Annotated in this window: 23 protein-coding genes; 17 read left to right on the forward strand and 6 right to left on the reverse strand. The window is 75.6% G+C overall.

All coding sequences use genetic code 11. The features are described from left to right. The 11 genes from VMV22_04500 to VMV22_04550 form a co-directional block, all read left to right on the forward strand. Positions 1-246: hypothetical protein (locus VMV22_04500; GenBank protein HUY21582.1), on the forward strand; the 246-nt coding region annotated here is incomplete at its 5' end. Between the two features lie 292 nt (positions 247-538). Then, positions 539-1,066 (forward strand): hypothetical protein, encoded by a 528-nt coding sequence (locus VMV22_04505; protein ID HUY21583.1) that lies wholly within the window; start codon positions 539-541, stop codon positions 1,064-1,066. After that, positions 1,059-1,742, forward strand: a complete 684-nt coding sequence (locus tag VMV22_04510) for a hypothetical protein (GenBank protein ID HUY21584.1) — start codon at positions 1,059-1,061, stop codon at positions 1,740-1,742. The genes VMV22_04505 and VMV22_04510 overlap by 8 nt, the downstream gene beginning before the upstream one ends. Continuing rightward, on the forward strand, positions 1,729-2,694 hold the full coding sequence (locus tag VMV22_04515; GenBank protein HUY21585.1) for an FAD:protein FMN transferase: 966 nt from the start codon (positions 1,729-1,731) through the stop codon (positions 2,692-2,694). The genes VMV22_04510 and VMV22_04515 overlap by 14 nt, the downstream gene beginning before the upstream one ends. A gap of 92 nt (positions 2,695-2,786) precedes the next feature. Continuing rightward, positions 2,787-3,572 (forward strand): hypothetical protein, encoded by a 786-nt coding sequence (locus VMV22_04520; protein HUY21586.1) that lies wholly within the window; start codon positions 2,787-2,789, stop codon positions 3,570-3,572. Continuing rightward, the gene (locus VMV22_04525) at positions 3,569-4,930 is read left to right on the forward strand and encodes an NADH-ubiquinone oxidoreductase-F iron-sulfur binding region domain-containing protein (GenBank protein ID HUY21587.1); all 1,362 of its coding nucleotides are present in this window, start codon (positions 3,569-3,571) and stop codon (positions 4,928-4,930) included. Before VMV22_04520 ends, VMV22_04525 begins: the two co-directional genes overlap by 4 nt. Next, positions 4,927-5,253: a ferredoxin gene (locus VMV22_04530; protein HUY21588.1), complete on the forward strand. Its 327-nt coding sequence runs from the start codon at positions 4,927-4,929 to the stop codon at positions 5,251-5,253. Before VMV22_04525 ends, VMV22_04530 begins: the two co-directional genes overlap by 4 nt. A 70-nt stretch (positions 5,254-5,323) precedes the next feature. After that, complete coding sequence (locus VMV22_04535; GenBank protein ID HUY21589.1) at positions 5,324-5,854, forward strand: hypothetical protein; 531 nt, start codon at positions 5,324-5,326, stop codon at positions 5,852-5,854. After that, on the forward strand, positions 5,851-7,494 hold the full coding sequence (locus tag VMV22_04540; protein ID HUY21590.1) for a HAMP domain-containing sensor histidine kinase: 1,644 nt from the start codon (positions 5,851-5,853) through the stop codon (positions 7,492-7,494). The genes VMV22_04535 and VMV22_04540 overlap by 4 nt, the downstream gene beginning before the upstream one ends. 2 nt (positions 7,495-7,496) lie before the next feature. After that, positions 7,497-8,174, forward strand: a complete 678-nt coding sequence (locus VMV22_04545; GenBank protein HUY21591.1) for a response regulator transcription factor — start codon at positions 7,497-7,499, stop codon at positions 8,172-8,174. Positions 8,175-8,473: 299 nt separating this feature from the next. Then, complete coding sequence (locus VMV22_04550; protein ID HUY21592.1) at positions 8,474-9,709, forward strand: hypothetical protein; 1,236 nt, start codon at positions 8,474-8,476, stop codon at positions 9,707-9,709. Here VMV22_04550 and VMV22_04555 read toward each other — a convergent pair. Continuing rightward, the gene (locus VMV22_04555) at positions 9,700-10,815 is read right to left on the reverse strand and encodes a hypothetical protein (GenBank protein HUY21593.1); all 1,116 of its coding nucleotides are present in this window, start codon (positions 10,813-10,815) and stop codon (positions 9,700-9,702) included. The two genes, VMV22_04550 and VMV22_04555, sit on opposite strands and share 10 nt — an antisense overlap. A gap of 100 nt (positions 10,816-10,915) precedes the next feature. On the opposite strand from VMV22_04555, the gene VMV22_04560 reads away from it, so the two are divergent. Then, a complete protein-coding gene (locus VMV22_04560) occupies positions 10,916-12,922 on the forward strand; it encodes an acyltransferase family protein (GenBank protein ID HUY21594.1) in 2,007 nt (668 codons plus the stop codon). Positions 12,923-12,984: 62 nt separating this feature from the next. Here the strand turns inward: VMV22_04560 and VMV22_04565 are convergent, their stop codons facing one another. Then, positions 12,985-14,424, reverse strand: coding sequence for an amidase (locus VMV22_04565; GenBank protein HUY21595.1), 1,440 nt, complete (start codon positions 14,422-14,424; stop codon positions 12,985-12,987). Between the two features lie 62 nt (positions 14,425-14,486). Between VMV22_04565 and ygiD the strand changes: the two genes are divergently transcribed. The 3 genes from ygiD to VMV22_04580 all read left to right on the forward strand — a co-directional run bounded on the left by ygiD (position 14,487) and on the right by VMV22_04580 (position 16,855). Next, positions 14,487-15,365: a 4,5-DOPA dioxygenase extradiol gene (gene ygiD, locus VMV22_04570; GenBank protein ID HUY21596.1), complete on the forward strand. Its 879-nt coding sequence runs from the start codon at positions 14,487-14,489 to the stop codon at positions 15,363-15,365. A 113-nt stretch (positions 15,366-15,478) separates the two neighbouring features. Then, the gene (locus tag VMV22_04575) at positions 15,479-16,642 is read left to right on the forward strand and encodes an SLC13 family permease (GenBank protein HUY21597.1); all 1,164 of its coding nucleotides are present in this window, start codon (positions 15,479-15,481) and stop codon (positions 16,640-16,642) included. 6 nt (positions 16,643-16,648) lie between these two features. Then, a complete protein-coding gene (locus tag VMV22_04580; protein ID HUY21598.1) occupies positions 16,649-16,855 on the forward strand; it encodes a hypothetical protein in 207 nt (68 codons plus the stop codon). Between the two features lie 28 nt (positions 16,856-16,883). Here VMV22_04580 and VMV22_04585 read toward each other — a convergent pair whose 3' ends face one another. The 4 genes from VMV22_04585 to VMV22_04600 are packed head-to-tail and all read right to left on the reverse strand — an operon-like array spanning position 16,884 to position 19,891. Continuing rightward, a complete protein-coding gene (locus VMV22_04585; GenBank protein ID HUY21599.1) occupies positions 16,884-17,843 on the reverse strand; it encodes an LLM class flavin-dependent oxidoreductase in 960 nt (319 codons plus the stop codon). Between the two features lie 12 nt (positions 17,844-17,855). Next, positions 17,856-18,620: an SDR family oxidoreductase gene (locus tag VMV22_04590; GenBank protein HUY21600.1), complete on the reverse strand. Its 765-nt coding sequence runs from the start codon at positions 18,618-18,620 to the stop codon at positions 17,856-17,858. A gap of 38 nt (positions 18,621-18,658) precedes the next feature. Beyond that, a complete protein-coding gene (locus VMV22_04595) occupies positions 18,659-19,357 on the reverse strand; it encodes an SDR family oxidoreductase (protein HUY21601.1) in 699 nt (232 codons plus the stop codon). A 30-nt stretch (positions 19,358-19,387) separates the two neighbouring features. After that, entirely contained in the window at positions 19,388-19,891 is a 504-nt protein-coding gene (locus VMV22_04600) for a hypothetical protein (protein ID HUY21602.1), read from the reverse strand. Between the two features lie 339 nt (positions 19,892-20,230). Between VMV22_04600 and VMV22_04605 the strand changes: the two genes are divergently transcribed. Together VMV22_04605 and VMV22_04610 are read left to right on the forward strand one after the other, a co-directional pair. Then, positions 20,231-20,620, forward strand: a complete 390-nt coding sequence (locus tag VMV22_04605; GenBank protein HUY21603.1) for a VOC family protein — start codon at positions 20,231-20,233, stop codon at positions 20,618-20,620. A 46-nt stretch (positions 20,621-20,666) separates the two neighbouring features. Beyond that, positions 20,667-23,879: an adenylate/guanylate cyclase domain-containing protein gene (locus VMV22_04610; GenBank protein ID HUY21604.1), complete on the forward strand. Its 3,213-nt coding sequence runs from the start codon at positions 20,667-20,669 to the stop codon at positions 23,877-23,879. The last annotated feature ends 17 nt before the right edge of the window (positions 23,880-23,896 follow it).

Consider the following 23,896-nt stretch of genomic DNA (forward strand, 5'->3'; position numbering starts at 1 on the left):
AACCGGCGGCGTCGTGACCGGCCACCACTCCCCGCACGCCCACCGCTCCCTGAGAACATGGCCGACATGGGCGAGCGTCTCCCCGACCAGTGGGGAGAACGCTTCGGGCCCCGGGCGCCTGTGCCCGGCCTGTACCGGTGCGGAGCGTGCACGCATCCGGGCGGAAGCGTCATGGCCATCAACGGGCGCAACGCCGCCGCCGCCGTGGCGCGCGACCTCGAGCTCGCCGACGCCGCCACGCCCTAGCCATTAGCCATTAGCCATTAGCCATTAGCCATTAGCCATTAGCCATTAGTCATAGCGGCACGTAGCCGGCGGCGGGCCGACGGGCCGCCCGCCCCTGTGGTGTCCCGCCGGGTCGCTCCGCATCAGCGCCACGGTGGACGACCCGTCAGACGGCACCCGTCCGGCGATCGAGGTGCTCGCCCGATACACAACACCGACGCAATAAGCGAAGTCTCATGCCGCGTTCATCGCCCGGTCACCCGTGTCTGCCGATACTGCCCGGAGCAGTTCAGGACGACGAGGGGGGTATCTCATGGCGTCACCGATGCGCTGGCTGGCGGCGATCGCCACGGGCGGGGCCTTGACGGGAGGAGCGGTCGCGCTCACCTACAACCCCGCCGGCGCCGTCGCCGCGGCGACGGCCACGACGGCACCGTCCACGCCGAGCACCAACGCCACGACCAAGCCCGCAAGCGACCTCACGGCGGCCAACGTCAGCGTCCAGCGCCTGCTCGACGAGGCCAACCAGCTCCAGTCCGCCATCGGGGCGGCGCGCGCCACGCTGGCCGACACCTTGCGCGCCACCGGCGCCACCACGACGACCGCGCCGGCGCCGACCGGAGGCGGCACGTCGGCTGCCGAGAGCCAACAACTCGCACTGGAGCAGGCGGCCCTGGCGGCGGAGCGCCAGCAGCTCACGAACCAGGCCCAGCAGCTCGCCGGCCAGGCGCAACAGCTGGCGGCCGAACAGACGCAACTTCAGCAGGAGGCATCGGCGCTGGCGGCAGCCCAGACGCAGGCCTCGGCGACCACGACGCCACCGGTGAGGAACGATGACTGACCACCCGAGCCGACGCCACGGGCACGACGGGCACGCCGGGCACGACGGGTACGACGGGCACGACGGGCACGACGACGCCCCGCCTGGTCGGGACGGCGCGGCCGGAGCCGTGGCACCGCTCCCCGACGCCTTGGTGGACGGCCACGCCCGGCTCGTCGGGGCCCGCTCGGCGGCCCGCAAGGTCCTCGCCCGCGGCCGGGCGCGGCGCCGGATCGTCCCGCCCCTGGTCGTCGGGTCCGGGGCCCTGCTGGGCAGCAGCGTGATCGGCGTCTGGGTCTTCGGGCAGGCGCCGATCGCAGCGTCAACGGCCACGGTCACCGCCCCGGCTCCGTCGGTGACCACGGCGTCCGGGCAGGACCAGGCGCAGCTGGGCGCCGACGTCGTCGCCCTCGACCACCTCCGCCAGGTCCTTGCCGCCGACGAGGCGGCCATCGCCGGGCTGGCGACCTCGACGACGAACACGGCACCGGGTTCCCCCGCCCCGGGGACCGCGGCCGGCGCCCCGGGGCCGGGGCCGGCGGCGGGCGGCCAGGGCGGCTCCGGGAGCACGGGCGGCGCGTCGATCACGCCGCTGGCGCCGCTGGCGCCCCTGCCGACGCTCCCGACGGTCACGGTGCCCCCCGCGACGGCGCCGCCCGTCCACACGACGACGGGGGCGACCGTTGTCATCCCTTGACCTGGCCCCGGCGGAGCAGCTGGCGACGACGACGGCCATGGCCACGGAGATCACGGTGCGAGCCGTCGGCGGTCGCGCACGGGACCGGTCCGGCGCGGTCGACGACGCGCTCGGGGTCTTCGCCGACGTGGAGGCGTCCTGCACGCGGTTCGACCCTGCGAGCTCGCTCATGGGCGCCAACGCCCGGCCCGACGAGTGGCACCGCGTGGCGCCGCGCTGCTTCGACGCGCTCGGGGAGGCATGGCGCGCCTACCGGACGACCGCGGGCCGCTTCGACCCGCGCGTGCTGGCGGACCTGGTGGTGCTCGGCTACGACCGGACGCTGGCCTTCGGCCACGGCGGCGAGGACGTCTCGGCGGGCACCGACGCCCCCCGGCGCCGGCTGGCCCGTCCGCCGTGGCGGCCGCGGTTCCGGCGGGCCACGAACGAGGTCCATCTCGGCGGCGCCGCGGTCGACCTGGGCGGCATCGGCAAGGGCCTGGCGATCCGCTGGGCCGGCGACGTCTTGCGAGCCGCCGGCCCCGACTACCTCGTCAATGCCGGCGGCGACTGCTACTGCGGCGGGCGGGCACCGGACGGCCGGCCGTGGCGTGTCGGCGTGGAGGACCCCGCCGGTGGGACCGAGCCAGTCGTCGTCGTGTCGCTGAGCGACCAGGCGTCGGCGACGTCGTCGGTCCGGGTCCGCCGGTGGCGGGTCGCAGGTGTGCCCGTGCACCATCTCATCGATCCGCGCAGCGGCCTCCCGGGTGGGGACGGCCTGGCGGCCGTGACCGTGGTGGCGCCCGACCCTGCGGACGCCGAGGTGTGGAGCAAGGTGCTGTTCCTGGCCGGCCGGTCCGGCGTCGCCACCGAGGCCTCTCGGCGTTCCCTGGCGGCCTGCTGGGTCACGGTCGACGGCATCGTCGACCTGAGTCCCGCCATGCAGCCGTTCGTGACATGGCGTCGCCCGTGAAGGGCGCCGCGCGCCGCGCGGCCCCGGCCCGGGCCGGCGGGGGCGGCGGGGCAGGCGGGGGCGGCGGGGCAGGCGGGGACGGCGGGGCAGCCGTGCCGACACACACGTCGCGCCTCGGCGCCTGGAGTGTCACGGGCGTCCTGGCGGTCACCGTCCCCACGGGGTACGTGGTGGCCCGGCTGTCCGTGCCGATCACCCACAACCGGTACTTCCCGTGGATCGTCGGCAGGACGCTCGGCCTCGCCGCCTACGCCACCCTGGTGGGGTTGGTGGTGCTCGGCACGTGGCTCCGCCACCCGTGGCGCCACCGGTGGCCGCTGGTCCACCCCGAAGCCCGCCTGCGCCTGCACGCCACGTTGGGGACCGCCACCTGTGTCCTGGTCGGCGGCCACGTCGTCGCCCTCGGCGCGGACCGGTACGCGGGCGTCGGCTGGCCGCGCACGCTCGTCCCCGACGCGTCCACCTACCGCCCCGTTGCCGTCACCCTCGGGGTGCTGGCGCTCTACTTCCTCGTCGCCGTGACCGCCACGGCCGCGCTGGGCGGACGACTGGTGGGGCGGCACTGGCGCGTCGTGCACCGGTTGGCGACCCCGACCCTGCTGCTCGTGTGGTTCCACGGCGTCCTGGCGGGTTCCGACACACCGCGGCTGCGCGCCGTGTACGCCGTCTCGGGCGCGCTCGTGGCCTCGCTCCTCCTGTCGCGGGCGCTGGCGGGGACGTCGCCTGTCGGGGCCCGGACCTCCACCCTCCCGTCACGGGCGGCCGCCATGGGAGGGCGGGAAGGGGGTGGCCGGGCCGCTTCCGGCACCGCCCACCCACCACCGGCGGGGGCCTGCGGGGACCTGCGACGGGCGCGCCTTCCGGTGCCGGGCCGATGACCGCGGTCGGCATCCTCGGGGTGTCCGCCGCTCCGGACCCGGCGGCGGCCGTCGCCCGGCCCGCCTTCGGGACCCTGGGCGACCCCCAGACGCGCCTGCTGGCGGGGCCCGGTCCCGCTCGGGGGGCCGAGACCCTGCGCGCCCACCTGGACCGGCTGGGACCGCTCCCCCTGCCTGCGCGCCGCGCCGACCTGCTCGAGCTCGTGCGAGCGAGCAGGCTCGCGGGCCGCGGCGGTGGGGAATTCCCCGTGGCCCGGAAGCTGGCGGCGGCTGCGGGCGCCGGGGGCGATCCCCTCGTGGTGGTCAACGGCTCCGAGGGCGAGCCGGCGAGCCGCAAGGACCGGACCCTCCTGGAGCACCGGCCTCACCTCGTGCTCGACGGCGCCGCGCTGGCCGCCCACGCCGTGGGTGCGTCCACGGTCGTCGTCTACCTCCACGCCTCTCGCCCGACCACGTGGTCGGCGGTGGCCCGGGCGCTCGACGAGCGGCGCGCCGGCCCCGGGGACGGCGCCGTGTCCTTCCACGTGGCATCGGCACCCGACGCCTATGTGGCCGGCGAGTCGAGCGCCGTGGTCAACGTCCTCGAGGGAGGCGGCCCCCTGCCCCGCCGGCACCCGAACCCCGTGGCGGTCTGCGGCGTGCACGGTCGGCCGACGGTCGTGAGCAACGCCGAGACCCTCGGCCACCTGGCGCTGCTCGGACGCTTCGGCCCCGGGTGGTTCACGATGGCGGGCTCGCCCGATGCACCGGGCTCGACGCTGCTCACGCTGGCGGGCGGGGTGCGAGCCCCGGGCCTGGTGGTCGAGGTCCTGGAGCCCGTGCGGCTCGGCGACGTCCTGCGCGTGCACGGGGGCGTCGACGGCGCGCCGGGCGCCGTGCTGATCGGCGGGTACGGCGGGCGGTGGATCGGGGGGGAGGCGGCCTTCGACGCGCCGCTCGACCGCGGCGCATTGCGGCGCGCCGAAGTCGGTCTCGGGTGCGGGATCGTCGCCCCGCTCCCGCCCCGGTCCTGCGGGCTCGCCACGACCCTGGTGCTGCTCGACTACCTGGCGGGCCAGAGCGCGGGCCAGTGCGGGCCCTGCGTCCTCGGGCTGCCCGCCCTGGCCGACGAGCTGGCGGCCATCGTGGACGGTTGCGCCACCAAGGGAGACGTCCGGCGCCTGACTTCGAAGGCACTGGGACTTCGGGGCCGCGGCGACTGTTCGCACCCCGACGGCGCCATCGCCCTGCTCGAGAGCGCGCTCGACGTCTTCGCCGACGACGCCGCCCGCCACGCGCGGGGTCGGCACTGCGGCGGGAGCCACGACGACGGGTGGTTCCCGGTCGCCGAGGGCCCGCGACCGGTGGCGCCGTCATGAGCGAGCCGGTGCGCCTGGTGGTGGACGCCGCCCGCTGTGACGGCCACGGCATCTGCGCCCTGCGGTGCCCGGAGCTCGTCACCCTGGACGAATGGGGGTACGCGGGGGTCGATCCGGGGACCGTCCCCGACGGCCGGGTGCTGCGCCGGGCCCGTCGGGCAGCCGCCGCCTGCCCCGCACAGGCGTTGTCGTTCGTGGCGGTGCGGCCTGCGCCCGCCGACCTCCGGGTGATCCGCGCCGGTCCCCCGCCGACGGCCGGTGCACCCCGAAACGGCCCCGGTGCCGTCGTCAGGGTGCACAATCAGGGTCATGCAGGAGGCTGACGCCGGGTCGTCACGGGCGGTGCCGGGTCCCCCCGGACCGCGTCGGGCCGGCGCGGGCCACCACACGTGGGTGCCGTGGACGGTCGTCGTCGCCATCGTCGCCGGCGCCGTGGCGGCCGCCGTCTTCGCCGGACGGCCCACGGCCACCGTGGCGCTGCCCCCCGCGGCGAGCATCGCGCCCCGCCCGTTGACGGCCGCCCACGGAGGAGCCGGCGGCGGCGCCCCCGGAGCCGGGACGGTGACGGTCGTGGCACCCGTCCACCCCGTCGAGGTGTACGACAACACCGGCGTGGGGAGCGGCGCCGGCACCGGAGCCGGCACCACGGCCACCGGGGGTACCTCGGCGCCGAGCGAGCCGGGTGACGACCCCGCCGAGCCCGGGTCCCCGACGTCCGGGGGCGGCTCCGCGAGCACGGGGACGGTCGGGGCCGGGGGCGGTGCGCCCACGCCCGGGGCGACGACGACGACGACCAGCGCCGGCGGCGCGAACGACGGCGCCGGCGACAGCCAGGACGGCCCGGGATCGACGACGACGACCGCCGCGGGCTCGGGCGGAACCGTCGACCACGCCCGCACCGGCACCACATCGGCGGTCGGATGACGCCCGCGGCCGACGACCCGTCGAGCGGGCGCGGGCGCTCGGACGACCACCCGGACGACGACGCCCGTACCGCGCGACACGGCCGGGATCACGCCGGGGCGGTGGCGCAACTGATCGACCCCGTCGTCCTCGACGGCGCTGGCCGGACCGCCGCGGGAGCCGGGGAGCCGGCTCGGCCCGTGCCGACCGCCTCCACCGAACGTGGCCCGCGCCGGCGGCGCCGGGGACGGCGGCGGCGAGCCGGGACGGCGGCGCGTCTGGCCGGCTTCCATGCCGCCGTCCTCGCCGTCGTCCTCGGTGTCGTGGTCGCCGCGCTCGTCCACCAGTTCTCGCTGAGCTACGAGGCGCTCGCCGCCAACAGCCTGGTCGACGAGCTGCACGCCTACACGGCCGCGGCGTCGCGCGCCGCGCCGGACGAGAGCCTGGTGGCGGCGTCGGTCGCGTACCTGCAGTCGCGCTCGTTGCCTGCCGGGACGGTCCTGGTGCTGGCGTTCCGCGGCTCGCGCGTCCTCGCCACACCGGGCGCCGACGCGTTGCGACGCGACCCGGCGGCCGCTCGCTGGATCACGACACCGCCGCCGGCCACGGTGGTGGAGACGACCCGGATCGGGGACAAGGACACCGAATTGCTGGTGGCACCCATCCGCACCGGCAGCCGGACGGTGGGGACGATGCTGGCGGCGACGGACCTGTCGCCCCTGCGGGCCCAGCGCTCGCGCGTCCTCATGCTCTCGCTGGCCGAAGCCACGGTGGCGCTGCTCGCCGGCGTCCTGAGCTCGTACCTGCTGCTCCGTCGCCTCCTGCGCACGGTGGGTCGCATCACCACCACCGCCGAGGAGATCGGCCGCGGTGAGCTCGACCGGCGCCTCGGTGACCAGGGGACCGACGACGAGGTGGGACAGCTCGCCACGACCTTCGACACCATGATCGGGCGCGTCGACGAAGCCATGACCGCGCAGCGCCGCCTGCTGTCGGACGTGTCGCACCAGTTGCGGACGCCGCTGACGGTGGCGCGCGGCCACCTCGAGGTGCTCCAACGCACCGGCGGCCTGGCCGACGAGCAGAGTGCCAATGCCACGGTGGCGCTCGTGGTGGACGAGCTCGACCACATGCGCGCCCTCACCGAACGGCTGCTGCTCCTCGGCCGGGCCATGGAGCCGGACTTCGTCAGCCTCGAGCCCGTCGACGTCCGGGCCTTCGTGGCCGACCTCTATGACGCCGCCCGCGTCCTCGCCCCGAGGCGCTGGTCGTGCGACGCCGTTCCCGACATCGTCGTGCAGGCCGACTCGGCCAAGCTGCGCGGCGCGCTGCTCAACCTCGTCGACAACGCCGTCAAGGCGACGACCGCCGACGACGCCATCGCGTTCGTCACGACGCTCGATCCCACGGCGGGGACCGTCTCGTTCGCCGTGGAGGACTCCGGGCCCGGCATCCCACTCGCCGAGCGCGCCGCCGTGCTCACCCGCTTCGCCCGGCCCGGGGCCAGGGGCGAGGACGGCAGCGGCCTCGGGCTCGCCATCGCCCGGGCGGTCGCCGAGGCGCACGGCGGTGGCGTCGAGGTCGGCGAGTCGCCCCTGGGCGGCGCCCGGGTGGCCGTCGTGCTCCCGCCCGGGCGCGTCGGGATCGTTCCGGAGGCCTGAGCGTGCACGTACTGGTGGTGGAGGACGACGACCGGATCGCGACCTTCCTGGAGAAGGGGCTGCGGGCCGAGGGCTACACGACCACGGTGGCGACGCGCACGGCGGACGCCGCCGCGCACATCGAGATGCTCGGATCGCAGATCAGCCTCGTCCTGCTCGACCTGGGGCTGCCGGACGGGTCGGGCGAGGACGTCCTTCGCCGGCTGCGCCAGCGCGACTCCGCCGTCCCCGTCATCATCCTGACCGCCCGCGCCGAGATCGGCGACAAGGTGCGCGGGTTGGATCTCGGCGCCAACGACTACATCACCAAGCCGTTCGCCTTCGAGGAGCTGCTGGCCCGGGTGCGCGCCGCGGTGCGGTCGGCCGAGCAGCCCGCGACATCCGAGCTCGTCGTCGACGACCTGCGCCTCGACCTGCTGTCCAAGGTGGCGTGGCGGGCGGGCCGGCGCATCGACCTTGCCCCGCGTGAGTGGGCGCTGCTCGAGCTGTTCATGCGCCATCCCACGCACGTGCTCAGCCGGTCGAGGATCCTGAGCCAGGTCTGGGAGTACAGCTTCGACCCGGGGAGCAACGTGGTCGACGTCTACGTGGGGTACCTGCGGCGCAAGCTGAACCGCTCGGGCCTGCGCCCCCTCATCCAGACGGTGCGGGGCGCCGGGTACCGGCTCCTGCCGCCGTAGGGCGGCACCGAGGGCACGTGGCACCCGAGGGCCTGCTCGTCGCGACGGGCCCCTCGTATACTTGTCGTACCCCGCGGGCGGACGCGCGCCGGGGGCGACCCGAATGGGGGGCTCCGGTGCCGACGCGACGTCTGCGACCTCGCACGGACCGAACCGAGACCCCCCTCGCCGCCGCCGACCAGCTCTGGCTGTCGCACGCCGCGTCCACGCCCGGAGGTCCTGTCGGCGCCCGACGGGAGCGACCGGCCCCGGGCGTCGAGCCGCCACGGGGCGCGCTGCGGGTCGGCACCACGATTGCCGTGTACGCCGCCGGGGTGGTCCTGTTCGTGGGGATCGTGGCGGTGCGCGGCGGGCCCTCCGTCGGCGACGCCTACGGGGTGACCCAGCCGACGTCGGCGATCGCCGACGGCCACTTCGCCACGGCCGCGCGCCGGTCGGTGCTCCCGCAGCCTCCTGGCTACGCGCTCCTGGCGTCGCCCTTCGTGCTCGCGTTCAGGCCCCTCATCGGCTCCCCGACGTGGTGCGACGCCCGGGTGCCACCGGTGACGCGCACACTCCTGCCCTGGTGCGCGCCCGACCAGCTGGCCTCGCACCGCTGGTACCGGTCACAGGCCGTGCTCGGGTTGCTGGCATGGCTGGCTTTGGCGCTGGGCTGCGTCCGCCTGTTGCGGGCGGCGGGCGTGGGGGGCGGCCGCGTCGGACTGCTCCTGGTGATGGTGCTCGCCGCCGTCCCCGCGGCCAGTGACGGGATCGTCCAGACCTTCCATCCCCAGGACCTGGTGTGCGTGGGGCTCTCGTGTGCCGGGCTCGCCGAAACCCTGCGGCGACGATGGGTGGTGGCGGGCCTCCTGTTCGGCGCGGCGTTCCTGTGCAAGCAATTCGCCCTCCTCCCGCTCATCGCCGTGCTGGCGGCGGCGCCGGGGTGGCGGGCGCGCGCCCGGGTCCTGGGCCCCGCGCTGGCCGTCGTGGGCTGCGGGATCCTCCCGTTCGCGATCGCGGACCCGGCGGGGACGTGGAACACGCTGAGCGCCGTGAATGCCGGCGGTGTGGGCACGCTGACGACGGGAACGGTCCTCGGGCTGACATCGCTGCCGGAGTCCACCAAGCTCCTCGTCGCCCGTGACGGGCCGGTCGCCCTGGCACTGGTGATGGCGACGTGGGCACGGTGGCGAGCGCGCGACCAGCTCCTCGACCCCATCGCGCTGATCGGGCTGTCGGCATCGTGCCTGGCCGCCCGCCTCGTGGCCGAGGTCTGGTTCGCCAGTTACTACCTCCTGGCGGTGAGTGCCACCCTGGTGCTCCTCGACCTGGCGGCGAGACGGCCACCGATCCTGTCGTTCACCTGGATCGCGCTGACGGGGGTGCTGGTGGAGCAGTCCGGCGGCATCCCGACGACGGCGCCGGCCGCGGCCATGGCGTTGGCGGCGGCTCTCGCCGCCGTGGCCATCGGGCTGCGCGCCGTGCCCGGGCGCCCGACGCCCCCACCGGTGCCGGCTGTGCCGGGGCGCGCCGCGACCGGAACCCCTCAGCGGTAGGCGTACACGTTGCCCGCGGTGTCGGCGGCGAGGCAGAACGTGGACGTCGCGCACGACACCGACGACAGTGCGGCGCCCGCGCCCACCTGAGCCATCGCCGACCACGTCCGGCCGTCGAACGACACGGCGCGGCCCCCGCTGTCGACGGCGACGCAGAACGTGCTCCCCGCGCACGAGACCCCGGTGAGCACGTTGTCGGCCGTGACGGTGCTCGTGCTGGGGTCGACGGTCTGCGGGGCCGACCACGCGGCGCCGTTCCACACCACCACGCTCCCGTCGCTGTCGCCCGCCACGCAGAACGCAGGGCTGGGGCACGACACCGACAGGAGCTGCCCGGTCGAGTCGACCGTCCCCTGGCCCGTCCAGGCCGACCCGCTCCACAGCGCGATGCCGCCCCCGACCGTGGCGGCACAGAAGGCCGGCGTGGCGCACGACACCGCGCTCGGCCCTCCCCCCGTCCCCGCGGCCGTGCTCCACCGAGACCCGTCGTAGAGGAACGTGGCCCCCAGCGCGTCGATGGCGACGCACGAGTGCGACGTGGCGCACGACAGCGCTTGCACGTGCTGGGCCCCCGGGATGGCGGCGGGCGGGCCCCACGCCGTCCCGTTCCAGACGTTCACCTGGTTGCCCGTGGGCGCGGCCAAGCAGAAGGACGGGCCGGTGCACGACACCATCACCTTGGCGCCGGTGGTGGCCCCGGGCGCGAGCGCCTGGCCCGTGGACCACAGGCCGTTGTCGAAGACGTAGGCCGTCCCCAGGTCGTCGAGCGCCACGCAGAAGGCCGCCGTCGGGCACGACAGCGCGGCCAGGTGCCGGCCGGCGGCCACGACGAACGGTAAGGACCACGGCCCCCGGCCCGGCGCGGGTGAGGCGGTGGAGGAGGTCGTGGTCGAACCGGGCGGGACCGTCGTCGACTGGCCGGACGCGGTGGGGCCCTCCCCGCAGGCCGCGCCCACCAGGGCGACGACCACCAGGGCGCCGACGACGGACGCCAGACGGCTCCGGCGACCGGACCGGCGGGCGCGGACAGCCGCATCCGGTCGCGACGCGAAACCCCGGGACGCGGGCGACCCGCCCGTCGCCGCGCCCCCCGCGTCGCGTCCCACCTCTTCTTTCATAGCGCGCCGCCGCTGGTTCCGGAGGGCGGCCCGGCACCGGTAGCCTTCCCGGGGGAGACCGGGGCGAGCGCGACGGGTTCTGGGGGGTATGGCCGCCAACCGATATTGGCCGTCACTCGACGGTGCGCGGGGGGCGGCGATCGCCGTCGTCGTCGCGTACCACCTGGGATACCTCGGCGGCGGCTGGGTCGGCGTCGACGTCTTCTTCGTCCTGTCGGGGTTCCTGATCACGAGCCTGCTGCTCGAGGAGCGGGCTCGACACGGCCGCGTGGCGTTGCGCGCCTTCTGGGCCCGCCGCGCCAAGCGGCTGCTGCCCGCGCTCCTGCTCGTGCTGGCGCTGATCGCCCTCTACGCGTGGGCCGGCGGTGCCTCGGTGGTCCCCGCCCAGCTGCGCTCGCCCGCGGTGGCGACCATGTTCTATGTCGCCAACTGGCAGCAGATCGCCGCGGGCCACGGGTACTTCAGCCAATTCGAGCCCACCGGCCCGCTGCGCCACATGTGGTCGTTGGCCATCGAGGAGCAGTACTACCTGGTCTGGCCGCTGCTGTTCGGCGCCCTGACCTGGCTCGGGCGTCGACGGGGGGTGCGCGCCCTCGCCCTCCCGGTCGCGCTCCTGGCCGCGGGCTCGGCGGTGTGGATGGGCGTCTGCGCCCATGTCCTGGGCGTCGATCGCGCCTACCTCGGCACCGACACCCGGGCGTGGGAGCTGCTCCTGGGCGCCTTCGGCGCCCTCGCCGTACAGTCGATGGGGCCGATCCGGCACCGACGGGCCTGGGCCCTGTCCACGGTGACGGCGGCGGGCGCGGTGGTCGTCGGCACGGCGACCGCGGGCGGGCCGCCGTCGTGGATCTGGGACGGCGGCCTCGTCGCCATGGCCGTGGGCGTCCTCGTCGTCGTGGTCGGGTCGGTCCGTGACCCCGACGGTCCCGTGGCCCGGTTCCTGGCCGTCGCTCCCCTCCGGTGGCTGGGCCGGATCAGCTACTCGCTCTACCTGTGGCATTGGCCCGTGATCGTCCTGATGACGGGCCGGACGACGGGCCTGTCGGGGACGCCGCTGCTCGCCTGCCGCCTCGCCGCCATGCTCGCCGGGTCCTGGGCCAGCTACGCCCTCGTGGAGATCCCGATGCGCCGGGCGGACTGGACCCTGTGGTGGCGCCGGGCACTGGCGCCCGCCGCCGTCGTCGGCGTGGTCGGGATCGTCCTCGCCGCCACGGTCCCGCCGGTCGAGGCGTCGACGGGCGCGGTGGCGGCCGCGCCCGCTACCCGGGCGGCGGGCGACATCACGCCCGTGGCGCTTCCCGCCGGCCGGGTCCCCTCACCGGCGGACCCCCTGCGCGTGTGGATCCTGGGCGACAGCGTGATGGCCGACAGCGCCCCCGGCCTCACCGCCGCCCTGGAGTCCACCGGGGACGCACGGGTCGTGGCGGACAGCGCCTTCGGCGGGTGGGGGCTCACCACGGACCACCTGTGGCCCGGCGACGCCGCCCAGATCATCGCCACGTACCACCCCGAGGTGGTCGTCGGGACCTGGTCGTGGGACGTGGTGGCGGCCCAGCAGGACCCGCAGGCCTACCTGATCCGGTTGATCCAGGCCCTCGACGCCGTGCTGACACCGGGCAACGGCGTCGACCTGGTCGTGCTCCTGCAGTTCCCCCAGCTCGGGCCCAACCCGTACTGGCTGGATCCCGCCACCCAGCACGCGGCGTGGGCCGCACAGAACGCCCGCCAGATCGTGTGGAACACCGTGGCGCGCCAGGCGGTGCGGTTCTTCCCCGGCCGCGCCCTCTACCTTCCGACCGACCAGCTCTTCGCGCCCGGCGACCGCTACTTCACCTGGAGGCGCACCCCCACCGGGTCGTGGCTGCGTGCCCGCAAGATCGACGACCTGCACATGTGCCCGTACGGCGCCGCCCAGCTCGGCGGCCTCGTCGTCCACGACCTCACGCCCGTCCTGGGGCTCGCCCCCATGGCGCCGGGTTGGGAGGCCGGGGCCTGGACCACGTCCGCCAATTACGACGACCCGCCGGGGGCCTGTCCCGACGACCAGCCGCCGCCGGGGTACGCCGGGGTGCCGGTCCCGGGCCCACCGTCCTGAGGTGAGAAGCGCCCGGCCCGTACACGTCGACGCGACCCCGGTCGCGACGTGCGGTGGCGGGATCAGGCGCTGACAGGCGGCCGGCGACCGACCCACGGCGACGCCGCCTCGAGCTGGGACGCCACCCGCAGGAGCACGTCCTCGCGGCCGTAGGGAGCCACGAGCTGCACCCCGATGGGCAGGCCCTGCGCATTGTGGTGCAGCGGCAACGAGATCGCCGGCTGGCCCGTCACGTTGAAGGCGGGTGTGAAGGGCACGAGCTCCGCCGCCCGCAACAGCCCGTGGAGGGGGTTGTCGGCGGGTGAGTCGAACTCCCCGAGCAGGGGCGGGGGCTCGGCGATCGTGGGGGTGAGGAGGAGGTCGAACCCGCCCTCGTACCACTGGGCGACGGCGCGCGCCACGGCCTGCAGACGCTGCCGGGCGGCCAGGAAGTCGGGGGCGCCGGCGGCCCGGGCGACCTCGGCGAGCGCCCACGTGAGCGGTTCGACCTCGTCCTGGCCGATCGGCCGGCCGAGCCGCTCCGACCAGTGGTGGTCGAGGTCGTAGGCCGTGCCCGCCGACCACACGAGCACGAAGTCCGCCACGAACTCGGGGGCGTCGAGCGCGTCGACGTGCGTGGCCTCGACATCGTGGCCCACCGACGCCAGCAACGTGGCTGCCGCCTCGGTGGCGGCCACGCAGTCCGGGTGTGTCGCCACGTTCCCGCCGAAGGCGTCCGTCTGCACGCCGATGCGCAGCCGGCCGGGCGCGGCACCGAGCTCCTCGACATAGGGCCGCACGGGTGTGGGCGCCGCGTAGGGGTCGCCGGGCGCGGGGCCGGCGACGGCGTCGAGCACGGCGGCGGTGTCGCGCACCGTGCGCGTCACGGCCAGCTCGCACACCAGGCCGCCCATGACGTCTCCCCACTCCGGGCCGAGCGACACCCGGCCACGCGACGGCTTCAGGCCCACCAACCCGCATTCACTGGCCGGGATGCGGATCGACCCCCCGCCGTCGTTGGCGTGGCCGAGCGGAACCATGCCCGACGCCACCGCCGCCGCCGACCCACCACTGGATCCGCCGGTGGAGCGGTCGGTGTCCCAGGGATTGCGCGTCGGCCCGTACGCGGCCGGCTCGGTCGTCGGGAGGATGCCGAGCTCGGGGGTGTTCGTCCGGCCGACCACGACGAACCCCGCCGCCCGGAACCGCCGGGCGAGCTCCTGGTCGTGCCGGGCGACGTAGCCCGCCTCCTTGAGGACGCGCATCCCCTCGTGCATCTGCTCGCCCGCCGTGCAGCACAGCAGGTCCTTCAGGACGATCGGCACGCCCCGGAACGGCCCGGCGGGCAGGCTGCCCGCGGCCTCGCGGCGGGCCTCGTCGAAGCGCGGCCGGATGACGGCGTTGAGCCCGGGATTGAGCTTCCCGATCCGGTCGATGGCGTCGTCGACGAGCTCCGACGGCGATGCGGCACCGGTCCGGACGAGCGCCGCGAGCGCACAGGCGTCGAGAAAGGGTTCGGCCATGGACCAACCGTAGTGGCGACCGCGTCGAACTGCCCGGAGCATCCCGGGACGTAGGGTGGGGCGTGCCGCTCGACACGCCCCGCACCGACCCCGACGTCATGCCCGCCGCGTTCCTCGGGCACGGGAGCCCCACCAACGCGCTCGAGCGCAACCGGTACACCGACGCCTGGCGGGCATTCGGCGCAGCCGTGCCCCGACCGCGCGCCATCCTCGTGGTCTCGGCCCACTGGTACATCAACGCGTCGGCGGTGACGGCCATGGCGAGTCCACGCACCATCCACGACTTCTACGGCTTCCCCGACGAGCTCTTCGGCGTCGACTACCCCGCCCCCGGCGATCCCGCGCTGGCGGAACAGGTCTCCGAGCTCGCCCACCCCCTCTGGGTGGGGCTCGACCACGACAGCTGGGGCATCGACCACGGGGCCTGGTCAGTGCTCGTCCACGCCTTCCCCGATGCCGACGTCCCCGTCGTCCAGCTCGCCGTCAATGCCGCCCAGCCATTTGCGTACCACGTCGAATTGGGCGCCCGGCTGGCCCCGCTGCGCGACGACGGCGTGCTCGTCATCGCCAGTGGCAACGTGGTCCACAACCTCGGGCGCATCGACCCGGCCATGGCCGACGCCGGCACCGACTGGGCGCAACGCTTCGACGAGGACGTCCAGGCACACATGACGTCGGACCCCGCGGCCGTGGCGGGCATGGCGGAGCACCGGGACTTCCGCCTCGCCGTCCCGACGCCGGACCACTACATCCCCCTGCTGTACCTGGCGGGCCTCGCCCAGGCGGCCGGTCGAGCCACCGAGGTCCTGGTCGAGGGCTATACCTACGGCTCGCTGTCGATGACGGCGTACTCGCTCGACCTGCGCGGCCCCGTCGGCCACCCCGAGGCACCCGGGGCGCCCCCCTCGCCGGGGGTGCCACCCGACTCGACGAACCTGTGACCGCCGGCCCACACCTCCGGCGCCGGCGCCCGGTCTCCTGACGCCGGGTGTCGCCCGCATCAGGCGCGATGCATGGAGATCCGGGCTGTGGTCGTGCCAGGCTGGCGGGCATCGTGTCGGGCCCGCCCAGCAAACGCGCCCAGCTCATGGGGACGGGCCCCGCCGGGTGGGCACTGGGCGTGGTCGGCGTTGTCGGGGCCGCCCTCGCCGCCGGCCTCGACGGCACCGGCGCCCGTGCCGCCGCCGCGCAGGACTGGCCTCCCTTCGTCCTGGTCGCCGGCTTGCTCCTGGTCGGCCTCGTCGCCGACGACGACGGGCTGTTCGAAGTCGCCGGGCGCACGCTCGCCCGCGCTTCGGCCAACGGGGTCGTCCTGTTCGCCGGCGCCACGGTGCTGGTGGCCCTGGTGACGAGCATCCTCAACCTCGACACGTCGGTGGCGTTCCTGACGCCGGTGCTCGTGCACGCGGCGCGCAGCCGCGACGAGGGCGAGCGACCGCTGCTCTACGGGTGCCTCCTGCTGTCCAACGCGGCGTCGCTGCTCCTGCCCGGGTCGAACCTGACCAACCTCATCGTGCTCGGGCATCTTCATCTGTCGGGGGGCGGCTTCCTCCGCCGCGCCGCGCCCGCGTGGGTGGCCTCCGTCGTCGTCACCGCCCTCGTCGTCGGCGTGGCCGAGCACCGCTCGTTGCGGGCGAGGGCCCGGCCCGTGGCGGAGCGGGGGGCCGTTCCGATCGGTGCCGGCATCGTGGCCGTGGTGGCGGTCACCGTACTCGTGCTCGTGCTCGGCTCCCCCGCCCCGGCGGTCGCCGGGGTCGGGGTGGCCGCCGTCGCCGTGCGGATGGCCGCCGGTCGCCAACGTCCCGCCCGCGTCCTCGGCGTCCTCGGGGTCCCGATCCTCGCCGGGCTGTTCGGTGTGGCGGTGGCGCTCGGGACACTGGGGCGGGCGTGGTCGGGCCCCACCGTCCTGCTGGCCCATCTGGACGCGTGGGGGACCGCCGCCGTCGCCGCCGTCGCGAGCGTCCTGGTCAACAACCTCCCGGCGGCGTCCCTGCTGGCGGCGCGGGTGCCGCACCGCCCCCTGGCGCTCCTGGTCGGCCTGGACATCGGGCCCAACCTGTTCGTCACGGGATCGCTGTCCTGGATCCTGTGGAGGCGGGCCGCCGAAGCTGCCGGCGCCCGGCCGTCCATCGCCAGGGCGAGCCTCCTCGGCCTGGTGTCGGTGCCGCTCGCCATGGCCGCCGCCATCGGCGCTCTCGCCCTCACCGGTTCCCGGTGAGCACCGGTGGCCCGGGACAACCCGGGCACACCCCCACCCGCCGTGCTCCCCCGGGCCTGTCCGGGCATCCCGCCCTTCCGGCGGTTGCTCCGGAAGGCCCACGGGCGGCTGTGGATCGCGGGCGACCACACCGAGACGCTGGCGGACTCCGTGGAGAGCGCCGTGCGCTGCGGGCACCGGTTCGCCAGCACCATCTGGTCGCCGCCGCGCTGACGGCCGACGTGGCCGCGCTGACGGCGCGCTACGACCGGCCCGCGCTCCACACCCGGCGCAGCCTCGTGACCACGTCGGACAGGGCGGCGATCTGCTCGCGTGCCACCGCCGGCGCCACGCCCGGCATGTGCACCCGGAGGTTGAGCGCGTCGGCGCCGGCCCGCACGGCCACCGCAGCCAGCTCGTCGGCCACGGCGCCGGCGTCGGTCGACACCACCATCTGCTCCCCCTGCCAGTGCGCCCGGGCGCCGGGCGCGGCGTAGCTGCGGTAGCGCGCCGCCTGGGCGTCGGACTGGCGGGTCGGTGGAGCGCCCACCCAGGCCCGACGGATGAGGACGCAGGGCATCGCCCCGCCGGCCTCGCGGTACTCGTCGACCAGGTGGCGGCACCGCTCGGGTGTCGACAGCGAGTCCGACAGCAGGCCGACGCCCAGGCGGGCCGCACGCCGCGCCGCGGCGGGGCTCATGGCCGCGCTCACCACGGGCACGGGGTGGCGCCGGCAGCGGGCGATGGCAGGGTCGGAGGCGAGGAGGCCGGGATCGGTCCCGCCGAGCATCCCGGCCACGGCGGCCAGGCCGTCGGCGAAGCGTTCGGCCGCGTCCTGCACGGACATCCCCATGATCTCGAAGTCGCTCGCGAGCGACCCGGCCGCCACCCCGAGACCCACGCGGCCGGGATACGCCGCCGCCAACCACGCCGTCTCCTCGGCCACCAGGGAGGCGGGGCGCAACGGCAGCAGCAGGGGGCACGGTGCCGCCCATCCCCGCGGCATGGACTCGAGCAGCCAGCCGGCGGCCTGCAGCGGGTTCGGCATGTACCCCGCGAAGCCGCCGTGGTGCTCGCTCGTCATGACCCCGTCGAAGCCGGCGACGGCGGCCGACGAGCCCTGGGCGCGCAGCTCCTGCACGACGGCGGCGGCCGGCAACTCGTCGTGCGGGTACAGGCGCAGCGAGATCGATCCCGGCGAGAAGGGGGCGACGGGGTCCATCGCCGGATCCTGTCACAGCGCCGTGAAGCGGCCTCCGTCCACGACGATGGTCTGCCCGGTCACATAGGTCGCCCCGTCGCTCAGCAGGAACACCACGGCGGGGGCCACGTCGGTGGTCGGATCGCCGATCCGGCCCATGGGGACGAGCAGTCGCAGGCGCTCCTCGAGTTCGGGATTCTCCCGGAAGGCGTTGTCGAGCGCCGGCGTGCGGGCCAAGGGCGACACGCACACGACGCCCACGCCCATCGGGCCCCACTCGACCGCCAGGCTCCTCGCCAGCCCCCGGACCGCACCCTTCACCGCCGCGTAGGCGGGAAGCGACGCACTTCCCTCCATCGCCGCCGGTGAGGTCATGAGCACCAGCCGGCCCCCGTGGCGCGCCAGGTGCGGCAGGGCAGCGCGTGCGCAGTGGAAGGCGCCGCGCAACGACACCGCCACGTGGTCGTCCCACGCGGCCTCCGACAGGTCGTCGATGGCGACGACCTCGCTGGAACGCCGGCTCGTGGCGTTGTGGACCACGCCGTCGAGGCGGCCGAAACGCGTCGCGGCCGCGGCGACGGCCTCCTCCACCTGGGCGGCGTCGGCGACGTCGGTGCGGACGGACAGGGCCCGCCCCCCGGTCGCGGTGATGTGCGCGGCCGTTGCCGACGCGTTGTCCCCGGGGGCCGCCACCACGACCGCCGCGCCCGCGGCGGCGCACGCCACGCACACGGCCTCCCCGATCCCCGCGCCTCCCCCGGTGACGAGGACGACCTTCCCCTCGAGCGCGGTGCTCACGGTGCGGTGCTCACGGTGCGGTGCTCACGGTGCCGTGCTCACGGTGCCATCCACACGCCGCCGTCCACCGGCACGGTCATCCCCGTGACCGAGCGCCACTCCGGGCACAGCAGCGAGCCGACCACACGGGCCACGTCGCCGCCCATGTCCGGCGACGGCAGTGCCGGCGCCGGCAACCCGGGGCGGTCCAACCCGCCGCCACCTGACGGCGAGCCCGCCCCGCCCACGAGCAGGGCGCCGGGAACGGCGACGCAATTGACGGTGACCCCGTGGCGCCCCCAGGACCGGGCGGCAGCCTTGGCCAGGGCACGCTGCCCTTCGGCGACAGCGCTCCACGGGACCAGCCCGGCCGCGCCGGTCAGCGACAGCGTGGGCGTGATCAGCACGACGCTGCCGCCGCGCCGACGCAGGTGCCGGTGCACGCCCTGGAAGCACGCCAGGGTGCGGCGAAGCGGACGCTCGACCTGCGCGTCCCACGACGCGGGGTCGAGGTCGACCAGGGCCCGGGGTGACGGCGGCTCGGCCCCCACCGAGCAGAGCACGACACCGTCGACGGCGCCCATGCGCCGTTCGGCGCCCCCGAGCGCGTCCTCGACGGCACCGGCCGACCACAGCGCGTCCACGCCCAACCCGGCCACCGAGGCGCCGAGACGCTCCAGCCCCCGCACCAGCTCCCCGCCGGCGGGCGTCTCCCCGCCGAGCACGACCACGGCGGCCCCGCCGAGGGGGACGCTCACCGGCCGGGGCCCGTCACGCCCACCGCGTCGTCACGCGTCGGGCTCACCGTCGACGATCCACCGCGACCGGAGGTCCTCGAGCCACGCCGGGAGCTCGATCTCCGGATCGGGCAGGGCCGTCGCCCCCCGGCTGACGAGGGCTCGGGCGAACGCGTCGGGGTCGTCCCCCCACGAGCGGGGGTCGCCCATCATCACCTCGAGGAGCAGGGTGCCACGCTCCCCTGCCACGAACGGGCCGAAGGCGGCCCCGAGCGGTAGCTCGATGTGCGTCCCGGTCGGGCAGTGCCGCTCGCCACACCACATGTCGCCGTCGAGGACGAACAGCACGTGCGGGCTGTTGTGCCCGTGACGCCGCACCACGACGCCCGGGTCCCATCGGGCGTACAGGGACAGGTACTGCGGGTCGGGTGAGAACGCCAACCACTTCTCCCACACCGACGACACCGAACCGTCGGCGTTGCGCACCGCCTTCACCTGCTGCCAGGTCACGTCCGTGTCCGCGACGTGGCGGAAGACCGGCTCGCGTCCGGGCACCTTCACTCGCCTCACCCCCCATGTCGGTCCGGCCCTGCGGGGCGCGGCGCGCTCCGTTCTCTATCACCTCGCGGGCAATCCCCAGGTTTTCCCGCTTGTGTTCCCCAGGGCCCCGGGGCGAAGGTGGGGGGCGGTGGGGCATCTCGCCCGGTCTCCGCGGCGAGTGCGTCCGAGCACCCCACCGGCGGGGCTGGGCATGGGGAACCGGAGGCGGGGGTGTGCGTGGCGGGCGCTGCCCGACATCGGCTTCGTCCCACCGCGGTCACCTCGTCCCGGCCCGACGGGCTGCCGCACCGTGCGACCTCCGGCCCCCCCGAGGTCGATCACGGGCGGCGCCCCGTGCCCGTCCCTGCGACCGTGATCGACCACCTGTCGATCCAGTGCGCCGACGTGGCGGCGAGCTCGGCGTTCTACGACGCCGTCCTGGCGACGATCGGCGGTGGCCGCGTCATGGAACTCGGGACGGTGATCGGGTACGGCACTGCGGGCCACCCCTCGTTCTGGGTGGGCCCCCTGGCGGGCGGGGGCGCCAACCGCGAGGCGCACATCGCCTTCTCCGCACCGGACCGGACGGCGGTGCGGGCGTTCTTCGACGCCGCCGTGGCCACGGGCGCGGCCGTGCTCCACGAGCCACGCCTGTGGCCCGAGTACCACGCCGCCTACTACGGGGCCTTCGTCCGCGACCCCGACGGCAACAACGTCGAGGCGGTCTGCCACCTGCCCGCGTAGCCGCCGGCGGGCCCCACCGGTGGTCCCAGCCGGTACCGTGTGAGCCGTGCCACCGTGCCCACGCTGCGACGCGGCCAACCCGGACGGGTACCGGTTCTGCGGGCAGTGCGGCGCCGCACTGGCCCTGGCCGAGTGCCCGTCGTGCGGGACGCCGACCGCCGCGGGCCAGCAATTCTGCGGGCAGTGCGGCACGGGGCTCGACGGCCGGGCGGCACGGTCGGACCCCCCCGCGGTCGAGGAGCGCAAGCTCGCCACGGTGCTGTTCGCCGACGTGGTCGGGTTCACGTCGCTGGCGGAGCGCACCGACCCCGAGGTCGTGGCCCGGATCGTCGACGTCGCCTTCCGCGAGCTCGGCGAGGTCGTCGCGGAGCACGGCGGCACCGTCGACAAGTACATGGGCGACTCCGTCATGGCGGTGTTCGGCGTCCCCGTCGCCCACGACGACGACGCCGAGCGCGCCGTGGCCGCCGCCCTGGCGATGCGGCACGTCGGCGGGGACCTCGTCTTCTCCATCGGCGTGAACTCGGGCGAGGTCATGGCGACGGCGGTGGGAGGCGGCGAGGGGATCACGGTGATCGGCGACACGGTCAACGTGGCGGCGCGCCTCGAGAAGGCGGCCGGCCCCGGCGAGGTGCTGTGCGGGCACCTGACCGCCGAACTGACCCGGGGCCGCGTGGCGTTGCGGGCGCGCCAGCCGGTGCTGCTCAAGGGAAAGCGCGAGCCGGTCGAGGTGTGGGAGGCGGTGGCCCTGCGCGGCGACGACGTCGAACCCGACACCGCCGCGCCGCTGCTCGTCGGCCGGGACGACGAGCTCGCCTTCCTCGAGGCACAGTGGCGCCGGGTGTGCCGCGACCGCCAGGCCCACGTGGTGCTGGTGTGCGGCGACGCGGGCTCGGGAAAGTCGCGGCTCGTCAGCGAGCTCGCCCGCGTGGCCGAGCGCGACGGCACCGTCGTGCGCTCCACCTACCCTGCCTACGGAGCCCTGGGCGGGGCCAGGGTGGCGGCGGACGTCATCCGGCAGCTCGGGCCGGTCGACGACCCCGAGGTGAACGCGCGGGTGCGGTCGATCGCCGGCGATCTCGACGCGTCACTGCAGTCGATCGACCCGGCCGGGATGCAGCAGGAGCAGCTGTGGGCGTTCGGCCGCCTGCTGCACGAGAAGGGCGCGCGCCGCCCCGTGGTGATCATGATCGACGACATGCACCGCAGCGGCGACCGGACGCTCGAGGTGCTCGGCGAGCTGATCGGCCGCCTGGGCGACGTGCCGCTGCTCACGGTGCTCACCGGGCGCACGGAACCGGGCGAATGGCTCACGCGCTTCCCGGCGGCCACGACGGTCCGGCTCGGTCCCCTCGGCCGCGTCGACGCCTCGGCGCTCGCCGCCGGGTTCGTGTGCGACAAGCCGCTCGCCTCCGAGGCCGCGGACTTCCTCGTGGACCGCGCCGGCGGCAACCCCCTCTACCTGCGTGAGCTGGTGGCCATGGCCCGCGCCCAGGGACTGCTCGTCGACGACGGCCACCAGTACCGACTCACCGCCTACGGTGCCATCCCCGCCACGCTGCAGGCGTTGCTGGCGGCTCGCCTCGACTCCCTGGAGCCCGCCCAGAAGCTGGCCCTCCAGCACGCGGCGGTCCTGGGAGAGGCCACGCTCGAGCAGATCGCCGGGCTGGGCACGCCCGACGCGCCCGGCGCGCTACGGGCACTGGTCGAGGGCGGGCTCCTGCGCCACGGGCCCGACGGCCGCTACGACGCCGCCGACCCCCTCCTGCGCGAGGTGGCCTACGAGACCCTGCCGCGCAACATGCGCGGCGACCTCCACCGCCGCGCCGCGGCCATGGCGGAGGGCCCCGAGGAGCGGGCCCGCCATCTCGACCGCGCCGCGCGCTACCTGGCCGACGACGAGGCCGTGGTGGCCGAGGCCACTGAGGCGCTGGCCGACGCCGGGCGGGCCTTCCTGCGACAGTCGCGCCACGTCGACGCCGTCCGTCTGTTCGAGCGGGCGGTCGCCCTGGGCTGCCGGCGACCGTCGGTCCTCCTGGACCTGGCGAAGGTACAGGCGCTGTGCGGAAAGCAGGAGGACGCCTTCGAGACCCTCGCCATGGTGGACGACGACCCCGACGACCCGACCATCGGCATCGAGCGGGACCACACCGCCGCCAACACCAAGATCTTCACCGACCCCGGATGGGCGCTCCCCCAGCTCGAGGCGGTCACCGAGCGCTGGCGGGCGCTGGGGGTCGCCGACAAGGAGGCGTGGGGGCACGCCAACACGGGGGTGGCCCTCTTCTACCTGGGCAGGATGGAGGAAGCCGGCCGGGAGCTCGAGCTCGCCCTGGCGCTCTTCGAGCGCATCGGGGACCGGGTCGGCGGCGTGGCGGCCTCGTCGTTCATGTGCCTGGCCAAGCCGACGGACCGCCGGGTGCCGGCGTGGCTCGCCGACGCGCTCGAGTTCGCCGACGCCGCCGGCGACCGCTCCCGGCAGATCACGACCCTGATGACGTTGACGTGGCACCACTTCATCCGGTCCTTGTGGGGTGGCGCCGAGGACACGGCGCAGACCGAGGGCTTCGCCCGGCGCCTGGCCGCCCTGGGCGAGGAGATCGGCGCGGGGGACATGGCGGTGCACGGGCTGAGCCTGCTCGCCATCACGGCCCGCTTCGGCGGGCGCTTCGACGAGGCCGCCGCCCACGTCGACGCCCTGCAGCGGCTCGGTGGCATCGTCGACGCCGCCAACCCGTGGCTGGGTTGGGCGGCGAGCTTCGTGCTGGCCCTCGGCGGCGGCGCCACCGGTGCCGCCCCGCCGCACCCGCCGGATGCCTCGCTCGACCCCGTGGTCGCCATGTCGGAACTGGTCATCGAGGCGGAGCTGACGGTGGCCGGCCGCATCGACGAGGCGCTGGCGCGCGCCGAGGCGACCGAGAGCCTCGAGATGGGCCCCATCGGCGAGCTGGCGGGGCTCCTCAACGGCCTCGCCCTCGTCCTGGCGGGGCGGGCGACCGAGGCGCGACCGTGCGTCGAGCTGGCCGCCGACGCTGCCCGCGCCCTCGGCGCGGGTCCCACCGCGGCCGCCGCCGCCGCGCTGCTGGCCGAGATCACGGGAGACGTCGGCGTTTTGCCGCGTGCGCCGGCGTCGGCGGGCAGCGTCAGCGACGCCGTGGTCCTCCGCGCCCACGCCGTCCTGGGCGACGCCGACGCCGCCCGTGCGTTGCGCCGAGCGGCCCAGGACCTGGCCGTGCCCGGGCTGCTGCTCGGTCTCTGACCGGGTCTCCCAGGCGG

It is taken from the genome of Acidimicrobiales bacterium (assembly GCA_035531755.1).
GTDB lineage: Bacteria > Actinomycetota > Acidimicrobiia > Acidimicrobiales > UBA8190 > DATKSK01.